At 65.0% G+C, this 11,410-nt stretch carries 8 protein-coding genes and 5 pseudogenes; 8 read left to right on the top strand and 5 right to left on the bottom strand.

What is annotated here, in order from left to right; all coding sequences use genetic code 11:
• Positions 1–329: 329 nt before the first annotated feature.
• The 4 genes and pseudogenes from ABZX75_RS33460 to ABZX75_RS33445 form a co-directional block, all read left to right on the top strand.
• A pseudogene (locus ABZX75_RS33460) lies at positions 330–614 on the top strand (transposase family protein); the annotation flags it as partial.
• Positions 615–777: 163 nt separating this feature from the next.
• A complete protein-coding gene (locus ABZX75_RS33455; protein ID WP_355417752.1) occupies positions 778–1,002 on the top strand; it encodes a hypothetical protein in 225 nt (74 codons plus the stop codon).
• 175 nt (positions 1,003–1,177) lie between these two features.
• A pseudogene (locus ABZX75_RS33450) lies at positions 1,178–1,783 on the top strand (ISL3 family transposase); the annotation flags it as partial.
• Between the two features lie 692 nt (positions 1,784–2,475).
• A pseudogene (locus ABZX75_RS33445) lies at positions 2,476–2,658 on the top strand (transposase); the annotation flags it as partial.
• Between the two features lie 9 nt (positions 2,659–2,667).
• Here ABZX75_RS33445 and ABZX75_RS33440 read toward each other — a convergent pair.
• On the bottom strand, positions 2,668–2,913 hold the full coding sequence (locus ABZX75_RS33440) for a hypothetical protein (protein WP_355417746.1): 246 nt from the start codon (positions 2,911–2,913) through the stop codon (positions 2,668–2,670).
• Between the two features lie 161 nt (positions 2,914–3,074).
• On the opposite strand from ABZX75_RS33440, the gene ABZX75_RS33435 reads away from it, so the two are divergent.
• Positions 3,075–3,233, top strand: coding sequence for a hypothetical protein (locus tag ABZX75_RS33435; protein WP_355417743.1), 159 nt, complete (start codon positions 3,075–3,077; stop codon positions 3,231–3,233).
• A gap of 14 nt (positions 3,234–3,247) precedes the next feature.
• Here ABZX75_RS33435 and ABZX75_RS33430 read toward each other — a convergent pair.
• Positions 3,248–4,056, bottom strand: a protein-coding gene (locus tag ABZX75_RS33430) for an IS5 family transposase (protein WP_355417740.1) whose coding sequence is annotated in 2 segments (ribosomal slippage) — positions 3,248–3,723 and positions 3,723–4,056 — 810 coding nt in all. Because the reading frame shifts where the segments join, the coding sequence is not laid out codon by codon here.
• 673 nt (positions 4,057–4,729) lie between these two features.
• Here ABZX75_RS33430 and ABZX75_RS33425 point away from each other — a divergent pair.
• From ABZX75_RS33425 to ABZX75_RS33415, 3 genes and pseudogenes are all read left to right on the top strand, one after another.
• Complete coding sequence (locus ABZX75_RS33425; RefSeq protein ID WP_355417737.1) at positions 4,730–4,918, top strand: hypothetical protein; 189 nt, start codon at positions 4,730–4,732, stop codon at positions 4,916–4,918.
• Positions 4,915–5,277 (top strand): annotated as a pseudogene (locus tag ABZX75_RS33420) (transposase); the annotation flags it as partial. The gene ABZX75_RS33425 and the pseudogene ABZX75_RS33420, both read left to right, overlap by 4 nt.
• Entirely contained in the window at positions 5,223–5,411 is a 189-nt protein-coding gene (locus ABZX75_RS33415) for a hypothetical protein (protein WP_355417749.1), read from the top strand. The pseudogene ABZX75_RS33420 and the gene ABZX75_RS33415, both read left to right, overlap by 55 nt.
• Positions 5,412–5,595: 184 nt before the next feature.
• Here the strand turns inward: ABZX75_RS33415 and ABZX75_RS33410 are convergent.
• The 3 genes and pseudogenes from ABZX75_RS33410 to ABZX75_RS33400 all read right to left on the bottom strand — a co-directional run.
• Positions 5,596–5,916, bottom strand: a pseudogene (locus ABZX75_RS33410) (transposase); the annotation flags it as partial.
• A 174-nt stretch (positions 5,917–6,090) separates the two neighbouring features.
• Complete coding sequence (locus ABZX75_RS33405) at positions 6,091–8,079, bottom strand: hypothetical protein (RefSeq protein ID WP_355417734.1); 1,989 nt, start codon at positions 8,077–8,079, stop codon at positions 6,091–6,093.
• A 2,783-nt stretch (positions 8,080–10,862) separates the two neighbouring features.
• Positions 10,863–11,105 carry a hypothetical protein gene (locus ABZX75_RS33400; protein WP_355417731.1) on the bottom strand — a complete coding sequence of 81 codons (243 nt, stop codon included), beginning with the start codon at positions 11,103–11,105 and terminating at the stop codon, positions 10,863–10,865.
• Positions 11,106–11,410: the final 305 nt, after the last annotated feature.

Raw genomic sequence — 11,410 nt, 5'->3', positions numbered from 1 at the left:
TTGTACGACGGCGCCACATCCGACACAACCGGCTCCTCTCCCGAACACCCCCAACCCCAAGATCATCCCACCCCAGCCAACAACCTGACAATGCCCAGAAGAAGGATAAGACCGTGTCCTATGCGGTGAGGCGGAGGAGTCAGGACTTCAACCGAGCATGCTCGGCTCCGCGCCCCCCGGCAAACGCCAGGGCTGATTCAAAGTCGCGGTCTTGACGAGAAGCAGCTGGTCACGGACGTATGACGATGCGGGAGATGGCCGCTAGGTAGGCAACGAGGCTCCGGTTGAAGGGTGACCTTCCCAAGTCGCCCTGTACAACCGGAGCCTCGATGTGTCGTCAGTCTGCCACCGTCTGTCTGACCAAGACGCCGTCCCGTCAACACCGCGCCATCCCCGCACCGGCTGAGCGGCTCTGTCATCTGGCCGACCCCCGTGATCGACGCGGACGGCGCTACACCCTGGTCTCCGTCCTGCTCACCGCGGCCAGCGCGGTCCTGGCCGGCGCCCGCTCCTACCTGGCCGTCGGCCAGTGGGCCCGCCACGCTCCCCAGGACACCCTCGAACGCCTCGGCATCCGTCCGGGCGGGCCGTTCGCGGTGCGTCGCGCCCCCTTCGCCTCCACTCTCCGCCGCGTGCTGACCCTGGTATGCCCCGGCGCCCTGGCCGACCTGCTCGGATGCGACCCTGCGGGGGCCGCATCAGTTGCGGTGGACGGCAAGACCGCGCGCGGGCTCGCTCACTGGTACCGCTCCGGCCGCCCACTTGCTGTCGGCCGTCGTGTCCGGTGGACGCACCGTCAGCCAGCTGCGGGTACCGGACAAGACCACCGAGGTCACTGGCTTTACACGCCTGCTGGCACCGTTCGACCTGCCCGGCGTGGTTGTCACCGCCGACGCCCTGCACACGCACCGCGAACACGCGAAGTTTGGCTACGTAGGTCTCAAGCGGCTCTGGTCCACTTCTTGTGGTCGCGCACGCAGCGTGACTGTTGCTCGTCGTTAGATGGCTGTCGAGGTCGCCCGAAAATCGTCCCGACCGGGTGGAGTGGGGTCGACAGTTCTGCCCCGTGAACGAAGTACGGCCGCAGCTGGATGAGCTGCTGTTCTGGTCGGTGGAGAACGTGTCGGTGGAGTCGGTCGAGGTGGCTGACACTGTCGTGCGCGTGGAGGCCCAGACCATGGCCAGTGGGGCGGCCTGTCCGGGCTGCGGGTGTTGGTCGGGGCGAATACACGGTTCCTACCTGCGGTTTCCCCGTGACCTGCCGACCGCTGGGAAGCTGGTCGTGGTGTCGTTACGAGTGCGCCGGTTCGTCTGCGCGGAGGAGTCCTGCCCCCGCAAGACATTTGTCGAGCAGGTGCCGGGGCTCACGCGCCGGTTCGGTCGGCGGACGGAGCGACTGCGATCGACGCTGGTCTCTGTCGGTCTCGCGCTCGCGGGACGGGCCGGCGCCCGGATGTCGGACGCCTTCGGGGTGCGAGTCAGCCGGAACACGCTGCTGAGGCTGATCACCTCGCTCCCGGATCCGCCCGCCGCCACGCCCCGCGTGGTCGGCGTGGACGAATACGCCCAGCGCAAGGGCCGGATCTACGGAACGGTGCTCGTCGACGTCGAGACACGTCGGCCGGTGGACCTCCTGCCGGACCGCGAGGCGGACACCCTCGCGGCCTGGCTGTCCGAGCGCCCCGGCATTGAGATCATCTGCCGGGACCGCGCCGTCTTCTACGCCGAAGGCGCTACCCGCGGCGCCCCGCAAGCTCTCCAGGTCGCCGACAGATGGCACCTCTGGCACAACCTCGGCGAAGCGGCCGAGAAGTGCGTCTACCGGCACCGCGCGTGCCTGAGACCGGCACCGGCGCCGCTGGAGGAACCACAGCCGGCGCCGGAGTCACCCGCGTCGTCGCCGTGGCCGACAGGGCACCGATTCGCTGAGCGGACCCGTGCCAAGCATGCCACCGTCCACGCGCTCTTGGCCGCCGGCCACAGCAAGCGGTCTATCGCCCGGCAGCTCGGCATGGGCCTCAACACCGTCCTCCGCTTCTCCCGCGCCGCCGAGCCGGAGCAGCTGTTCACCGGCCAGTGGCAAAGCCGCCTCACCAAGCTCGACGCCTTCAAGCCCTACCTCGACGAGCGGTGGCAAGAGGGCTGCACCAACGCCTGGAAGCTATGGGAGGAGATCAGGGCACAGGGCTACCCGGACGGCTACGGCAACGTTCGGGCCTACGTCAGCCGGAACCTACGCGGCCCAGCCAGTCAGCCCCCGGCCGCCATCCGCCCGCGCCGTCACCCGCTGGATCCTCACCCGTCCCGAAGCGTTGACCGAGAGCGACAGGATCCAGCTCAAGGACGTATTGGCGAACTGCCCCCGAACTGGACGCACTCGCCGGGCACGTCCGTTCCTTCGCCCGCATGCTCACCCAGTTGCAAGGCCACCAGCTGCCGGCATGGATCGAAGCCGCGACCACCGCCGACCTGCCCAGCCTCCAACGATTCGCCCGGCATCTGGAGCGCGACCTCGACGCCGTCATCGCCGGACTCTCGCAGCCGTGGAACTCCGGAGTCGTCGAGGGTCATGTCAACCGGATCAAGATGCTGAAGCGCCAGATGTTCGGCCGCGCCGGCTTTGAACTCCTCCGCAAGCGCGTCTTGCTCTACTCCTGAAAAGGCTACTCAGGACTCATCATTGATCAGCCCGAAGCCCTCCGGGAACTCTTCCAGGAACTCGCGGCGAGCCGGGTTGCTCTCGGCGGCTGCCATCTCCCCGACCAGCTCGATCAGCTCCTGTCGCTGATCACTCGGCAGCGTGCTGACCACGTGGGCAACCCCCTCCATGACCTTGACCGCGTCGTCCTGATCCATCTGCTCGTCTTCGCTGCCGTCGATGAACCACAGGACATCGGCCAAAGCCTCGGCCAAGGCACGAGTCAGAGACGGGTACGAAGACGTCACGAGGGCCTCCCAGCGGATCAACGGCAGAGTCCGGCCATCCCACCACACACCACTGACATCACTGTCCGTGAGCCTCCACAAGAAGTGGACCAGAGCCGCATCTCGCTGACAAAGCCACGAAGTTGCTGGTGGAGGCGAAGAACGCGCACTACCTCCTGATCGTCAAGGGAAACCAGCCGGGTCTGGCCGCCGTGCTGCGTGCGCTGCTGTGGAAGGAAGTGACCTCCCGCCGCTACGACCGCGAGGCCGGACGGCCGGCGCGAAACACGCTCGGTCCGCACGCTTAGAGCTCATAACGCGATCATGATTCGGCCTTCTTGAGGCGTCTCCAGCAGATGAGGCTGCAGGCCAACGAGACGAAGGCGTCGTGAAGTTCGGACCGGCGTTCCCAGCGGACGGCCAGCCGCTTGAACTGGTGGAGCAGGGCGAAGGTCTGCTCGACGACGTAGCGGAGCTTGCCCAGGCCCTTGATGTCCGGGCTGCCCTTGCGGGAGATCACCGGCTGGATCCGGCGGCGGCGCAGCTCATGCCGCACGGCCTTCGAGTCGTACGCCTTGTCGCCGAGCACGGCCTCGGGGCGTTGGCGTGGACGACCGGGGCGTCCGGCCACCGGCGGGATGCCGTCGATGAGGGCGAGGGCCTGAGTGATGTCGTTGACGTTCGCCGCAGTGGTGATCACCTTGAGCGGGGTACCGCGTCCGTCGCAGATTAGGTGGTGCTTGCTACCCGTCTTCCGCCGGTCGACCGGCGACGGACCGGTCGCGGCACCCCTTTTTTCGCGCGGACGTGGGAGCCGTCCACGCAGACGCGAGTCCAGTCGAGTTCACCGGCCGCGTTCAGCTCAGCGAGTAGAAGACGGTGCAGCTGGTCGAAGACACCGGCCCGTTGCCAGCGGTCAAGACGCCGCCAGCACGTCTGCCCGGAGCCGAACCCCAGCTCCAGCGGCAGGAGTTGCCACGCGATGTCCTGGTACAGGACGTACAGGATGCCCTGCAGACACAGCCGGTCGTCTACCGGCCGCGGTCCCGGCGACCGCTCGGGCCAGGGCGGAAGCAGCGGCTCGATCAGCTCCCACAGGGCATCGTCCACAATCCACGGGCGCGTACTCACACCCACAGCAACGGCCGGATCATCACACCAGTCACGCCGGACCAGCACACCCCAACAAGATCACGTTACGAGCTCTTACGGTCACCGATCTGGGCCTGGACTTCCCACACGCGGTCCAGGCAGCGAAGATCCTGCGGCACCGCACCGACATCAAGACCGGCACGGTCACCCGGCAGACTGTCTACGCGATCACCGGCATGACGGCCCGTGAGGCGTCGCCACAGGCCATCGGCCGCCTGGCCAGGCCGCAATGGGAACTCGAGGCCCTGCACCATGTCAGGCTGGTGGAGTGGGTCACGATGCTGATCGTCACCCCGAGGTGCCCCCAGGTGACGACTGGCAGCGTGCCCTGGCCGCACTGGTGTACCTGCGGAAGAACGATACCTGCGGCAGCTCGCGGCCGACTTCGGCATTAGGGTCCGTCTTCAAAAGATCGTTTGCGTGGTAGATCATGGCCTGGTGATACGTCGCCATGAACTGACCGAGGTCGAGTGGGAGTGTTGGCCCCACTGATACCGGTGGCCGTCAGGGGGCGGCCTCGGGTCGAGGACCGGCAGGTTATCAATGGGATGGTCTACAAGATCTGGACCGGCGTCTCCTGGCGGACCTGCCAGAACGTTACGGGCCGTGGAAGACGGTCTACACGCGCTTCCGCCGCTATGCCATCGCCGGGGTGTTCACCCAGGCCCTTCAGCAGATCCAGGCCCAGGCCGATGCGACTGGTGACATCGACTGGCTGGTCCAGCTCGACTCCACCATCGTCCGCGCCCACCAGCACGCCGCCGCCACCGGCCGAAAAGGGGGAAGGACCGGACGGACGAACCGGACGATCACGCCCTCGGCCGATCCCGAGGAGGCCTGACAACCAAAATCCACGTCGCCTGCGACGGCCGAGGCCGGCCCCTGGCCATACTCCTGACACCGGGACAACGACACGACAGCATCTGCGCACGCCCCCTGCTCGAGCGCATCCGAGTGCCCCGCACCGGCCTGGGCCGGTCCCGGTGCCGCCCCGATCACGTGATCGCCGACAAGGCCTACAGTTCCCGGGGCATCCGTGCCTACCTGCGTAAACGCGGCATCCGAGCCACCATCCCGGAGAAGTACGACCAGAGAAGCACCGTCGCAACCGAGGCCGGCGAGGCGGCCGTCCGCCACGCTTCGACATCACCGTCTACCGACGCCGCAACACCGTCGAACGCTGCCTCAACCAGCTCAAGGGCTTCCGCGGTACTGCCACACGGTACGAGAAGACCGCCACCTCCTACGAAGCAGCAATCACACTCGCATCCCTCCTGATCTGGGCAAGATCAATTGGAATACGGACCCTAGCGGGTGGTGGTCTGCTGGTGTGAGAGCAGTCCGGCGACGGCTTGGATCGTGTCGCTCGTGTGCTCGCGTCGGCCCAGGTGGCGGGCCTGGCCTCCATTTTCGCCTGGTGTCGTTCATGCCATAACGGACCTACCTCGGCGATGAGTTCGGCGATCACATTGGCTGACAGCCCTGTGATCCTCTGATCGCTGATGATCGCTGCACGAGTTCCTGCCCACGCAGGAGGGGGGCGGCCGGCCCTTCTGCGATGCGGGACGATCAGTCCGGTGCCCAGTAGGCGCCGTCCGCGATCACCGTCGTGCCAGCCGCCGCGGCCGGCAGGTCCGACTCCCGCCAGACGTGGGCATCGGCCTTGTTCCCGGGCGCAGGCCGGGCCGAGGCGACGACCAGGCGGGTGTCGGCGTCGATGATGACCTGCACGTTTACCGAGAACCGGTAGTTGCGGGAAGAGACGCCGACCTGCCGGTCGCGGACCGGGATCAGCGTTCCGTCCACGATCCACAACCGCTCGACGCCCGCGACAGGCCGCTTCATGTGATAGCGGAACACCTGGCGCTCTCGCGCCAGGCCTGACCGCGGACCTGAGATCAGTCGGCGCTTCAATCCTCCAAGCCATCCCCCCGGATACTTACCTCGGAACAAGCTCAAGTCTGCCCGTTCCAACTCATCTCTCGCTATCAGGCAGATTCCACCACAGCTGGTTCATTGGGGTACATCCCAGATGAGATCTGGTTTCAGAAGCAGGAGCCGGAGGTTATCTGCACCGACCCGGACGCGATGGGAGGCGTTGCGGTCCTTTTGGCTGAAGTTGCGGTGAAGTACACCGGCCTGGAGGAGAGCCTCGGGGAGCGAGCGATCAACATAGCTGTTCACACGCGGGTCTCCGCTAGCTTTGAGTAGCATGTTCAGGTTCCTTGAGGTGATACCAAGGGCGGGACCGCGCCCTGGGAGCCAGTACAGGGCTGGACCCCTGCCGTGCCACAACTTAGTTTCATGGCTGTATGTGAGGCCCTGATCTTGCTCGACCTGCCCGGGTACCGCCGGCCGGATGAAGCCCTTCGAGTCACGGACATGGGCACGTTTCTGGAACAGCGCCTTGCGCAGAGCCTCACCAACGGCCGTGGCCACCCCCCCCTGAGCAGTGCTTTGCTCGTCCATACGCGATGCTTGCCTTGCGAGTGACTCGGCCAGCGGTGCGGCGACAGCGGCAGTGAGGTCGCTCATCTGCAGCCCGGTCACTGCGGCGACCAGCCCCAGGCCGGACACCATGGCGGCTGCCGCAGTGATGACTCCCTCCATGGTGTCGCTACGTTCAGGGAGCGCCTGATCGATGTGCGGAGTGAGCTGTTGTGCTGCCTGGTGCTCGAGATGCTCAAGATACGCGTTTGCGCCTTGACCTTGTTCGTGCAGGTGTGCGATAATCCGGTCCCCGATGGTGCGCAGTGGTGCGCTGAGACTCTCTCCGCCGCCGTTCTTGTACCACCGCCAATCAACCTCGCCGCCCTCGCGGGAGAGGTAAGCGACCACCGAGCGGCGGTAGAGGGACTCCTGCATGGAGGGAGGGAGCATCTGGGCCGCGATCAGGGGGATCGAACGAATCTGGTTGCCCATCTTCGCGGTCAGGTCACGGTTTCTCCGGCCCTTGATCTCAGTGGCGTTGCCAGCCGCTCGGATGACTAGTTCGAGTTTCTTCTCCATCTCGCGGATCTCCGAGGCGGAGGAGACACGGGTGAGGGGGATGTCGTCAAGGAGGATCGGCATGTCACCTTCGAAGTCGAGGGCACACTCGATGTCGGTGACTGTGCTGTTCATGCCCTTGGTCGGAACCGGGGGCCAGGAGTGGGGGCGGGGAGTCAAAAGCAGACTGCGCCCGGTGTTGGCTGCGGAGGTCTTGCCAGAGTTGGGCTCGGCATCGAATACGAATGTTGCAGACAAGGGGCGCAAGGTGTGAGCCATGGACCGGGCTCCTACGGCTAGTGCCATCAGGGGCGCCCATCCGTGAGTGGCGATCGCCCTAATTGCCTGCTGGCACTCACTATGGGATGCGGTGCATCCGAGCGGCTCTGCGGCCCGGCGTAGCTGAGGCGGCGCGCCGATTAGGCGAACGAGTCGGTCGCTGGGATAGGTGCGGGCATCTGCGTAGACGTATGTGAGCCCTGCATCAGGGAGGTTGTGCCAGCCTGTGTGGGTGACGACAGGAATGCGAGGGAGGCGCTTACCTTGGTCTGTGATGATGTTGATCAGGACGTCACGGGTGGCCCGGGATGCTGCGCCACTGTCGTCGCTGAAGTCGTTCCAGCCGTCGGCGGTACGCAGGTCGGACAGGCTTTTGGTCAGCGTATCCGCGCCGATGGTGATCGTGTAGTAGCGGCCGGCAGACTTTCCGTCTTCTCCGAGGACCACGAGTCGCTCTGACACGTAAGGCGCCCAGTCGAGCACAACCTCCCAGGTGACCTCCTTACCGCGGCGTACCTTCCACACGGTGCCGCCGTGCTGGTCGACGTCATAGCGCCAGCCGGTGGATCCGATGACGGGGAGGCCAGGGGGCGCTTCCCGGGCCTCGCCGCTATCATCCCAGTCGGATGCGGGAGGCTGGACGTTACTACGCTTCGAGCGGGAAAGATCTGCGGCCAGCGATGGGCGGGTGGAATGGGTCGAGTCGCCGACCGGAGGGAGGGACGTGGAGGACAACCTTCCTCGGGGGGTATTGTCCAAACCGGTGGCTCGTGGCTCAGGTGGGGCCGAAGCCATACCCAGAGCCGTGAGCACAGTTTCGTGGCTACATGCAGGATTTCCCTGGCACCTGAAAAGCATGCCATCCCTGCGCCTATGGCCGTCAGGGTCCTGGCGGGTCGCCAGCAACACTGTGTGCTGGCTGTGGGTACCAGGGCAGCGGGCTTCAAACTGGTCAGGGCCCAGGGGCATGGGTTCGCAACAGAGCTGCATGAGGATCAAAAACGCCTGGTCATATGCTGATTGCGCTGAGCTGGGGGAGGAGAAGATGGCCAGTGGCTGCGATGTCATGCCGCCGCCTCCCCGCAAGCAATCCGGGGAGCGTGAAGTGCCTGACATTCCACGATCTGCCGCAGCTGGTCCTGCACGGCGAGGCACTCCCAAAGGTCAATGGTAGGAAAGAGCTCCCATCCCTTGCCCTGGTGCAGGTCACTCTCAGGGAGCGTGGCGACATGGTGATGGACGCGGAGGGTGTAGTACACACGGGAAGCTCGACCATCGTGATTCAGAAGGGTCAGGTGTGAGAGGACTTCGGGGCACCAGCTGAGAACTTGTGTCAGACGCTGACGCGAAGTTGACCAGACACCTCCTTGCACCCCGTGGACAGGCGTACGAAACCACCAGCCTGGGGATTGGGAGACCTCCACGAGGCCAACTGGGGCCCTCCATTCGGGACGCGAGGGCTCGCTCGGAGCCAAAATATTCTGGAAACGGGCGTGCTGGTATTCTCGGATGGCCCTAGCCATGGGTACTCTCTCATTCGCAGTATCAAGCTCGCCCATGAGCCAACGGCTGCTCGGCTGTCTACATCAGTGGCGGCCGAGAGTCTGGATCAGGGGAGTGCTTCCTGAGGCCCGGAAACTTCTTGGCGGGAGTGAGCCGGGCCTCTTGTCTGTTCGAATCCGTTTTCCGTGTGTTCAGGCAACCGCTCCCTGGCGTACAGCCTCGGATCGAGCGCGCATGATCTCCCACACCAACGCCTGTAGTTCCTGCGAGGCTCGGATGACGGCCTGAGGGTCCTCGGCGATGGCCCGCGCTGAGCGCTCGGTCAGCAACCCCACCGACATGGCCGCTGCGATCCTCCGCCCGTTTTCCGGCGAGATGCCCCGTCGGATCTGATGCCCAGGGACGCCTGCTGTTGCTGCGACGGAGGCGACGGTAGGTCGCGTCACGGCCCCTGACATCTGAGCGATCTCCGCAGCTGTCAGCCCTAGGCGACGATCTGGGCCCCGGTGTGGTGCGGACTCCACGATCTCCTTCTCCAGCCCTCTCGGTAAATTGATCAGCAATCAACCTAGCGGCTCTCAAGATCCCATGCGCCCAGAAGCGCGACCCCCGCGTAAAGTTCACCAGATCGGTGTACGGGCCGCAGCGGCCGGGAACACACCGAGCACAGAACTAGCCACCCCTTGTTTGCCGACAGCAGAGACCGGGCATCCTTCTCTGACACCGCCGGGACTCGCAGGATTGCAGCAGCATCCGCAAGAGGCACACGTCAATCAGGCGTGGCGAAGAATTATCTGTCTTCAAGCACACACTTCCGCTGCCCCGCCATCATTCAGAGGCGGGGTGTTCCAAAGGATTTTGGGCGGTCATAGCCGTGGCTTGAGGCGGCGTCGAGGAGGACGGAGGGCCCGCTCGCGTGCTCAGAAGCAGCTCAAAGGCCCGCGAAGAGGAACATCGATGCCCACGGCTGCTGAGGACTCTTGTCCTGCCTGACCCTCGACTGGACCATCAAAGTGTCTTCCAGTTCAGCACACGGGCGACCAGGAACTGGGCGATGGATCGTTTCCTTTGAGGCCGCGTCGGCCATACGGGGGCGGTCACACGGCTCGGCGGTCGGCATGACGGCTGGTGCCAGCCTTGTGCGGCAGGTGCCGAGACGCAATTGTTCCCCCCAGCGCCTTCTGGAGAAGCGTTCCAGGCATCGGCAAGACTGGGCCTGGCCAGGCATGTTCCCGTAGTTCCCTCAGTTCCTCCTCAATTGGCCGAGACCCCTGACAACGCGCCTTCCATGTTCTGTAGTTCCGCCGCAGGGCAGAACGGCACGCTTCCTCCAACTGTCCCTGCGTACTGGCATGCTCGTTCGTGGACCACGCAGGACGGAGTTGAACGGTTAGTGCGGACAGTGGTGGGGGGGCGCTGTTTCGGCAGTGTCGCCGATGGATGGGGGCGCTGCAATGTGCACGGGTGGGTCCGCAAGCGAGCTGGCACCGCACCGCCCGTAAATCATGGCCTTCAAAGCGGCTCAACAGCCACCGCTGGGTCGGGGCCAGACCAGGGCGTGGTTGCCAGGTGCTGTCGGCTTCCCTATCACTACGAGGCAGAACACGCCTTCGTCGGCGTCGGACATAGCTTCGTCTGCCAACTCCGACGCAGCAAATGAAACGATGCCTAAGCCACGGCGGCTTAAGCTGCTTAGGCTGAAAAGTCGCCCTGGCCGATCGCCTCTGCGGTCCTCACGGCAGGTCGAGAAGGGTCGGCCCTGCCTAAAGGCTGCCCCGTAGCGGTGAAGGGGTTGCGGACCCTGGCTGCGGCGCGAAGCCGTCCGTTTTTGACCCGGCTTGAAGCCGTGTAAGCAGGCCACCAAAACTACCTATACCGGACAACGCTCATGTGGCCCAAGAGTGACTGGAAGCCTTTAGCGGGTTTTTGCGGGTGCGGCAAGCCGGTGCCGCGTTTCAAGCTCAGAGGCGGTGGTGAAAAGTTGACGTAGGGTTTGGAGCTAAGGAGTTCCTGTGCTATGAGCTCGTAACACGGTGACGAGTCGGTTTGTTGAGGCGTCGCCAGCAGATGAGGCTGCTGGCGAGGGAGACGAACGGGTCGTGGAGTTCGGTGCGGCGTTCCCATCGGACGGCGAGTCGTTTGAACTGGTGGAGTAGGGCGAAGGTCTGCTCGACGACGTAGCGGAGCTTGCCCATGCCCTTGATTCGCTGCTCCTTTGCGGGAGATGACGGGCAGGATCCGGCGTTTGCGTAGTTCATCGCGGTTGGGGTTTGGAGTCGTAGCCCTTGTCCCCGAGCAGGGGCTCGGCGGGGCCGGCCGGGACGGCGTGTCGTGCCTCAGTCCTTCCCAACTGCATCATTCGAGCCAGCACTGCCGTTCCGCCGTGGGGTAAAACGTGTGGGCCAAGCCGCCGCTTGACAGCGAACCCAGGCTGCGCGAGTTACTCTTCGCTCAAAACTGCCTGCTTTAGAGGTCGTTTTCGTCCGATGTTTCATCCCGGGATAGGGCGTTTGGTGCCCTTCTTCGGGTCGCGCCAGGAGATGGTGTTCTCCCCGGTGAGGCG

Origin of the sequence: Streptomyces sp. NPDC003038, assembly GCF_040611115.1 — a bacterium.
Taxonomy (GTDB): domain Bacteria; phylum Actinomycetota; class Actinomycetes; order Streptomycetales; family Streptomycetaceae; genus Streptomyces.
The sequence above is the reverse complement of the archived record's forward strand: the minus strand, read 5'-3'. Positions and strand labels throughout refer to the sequence as shown.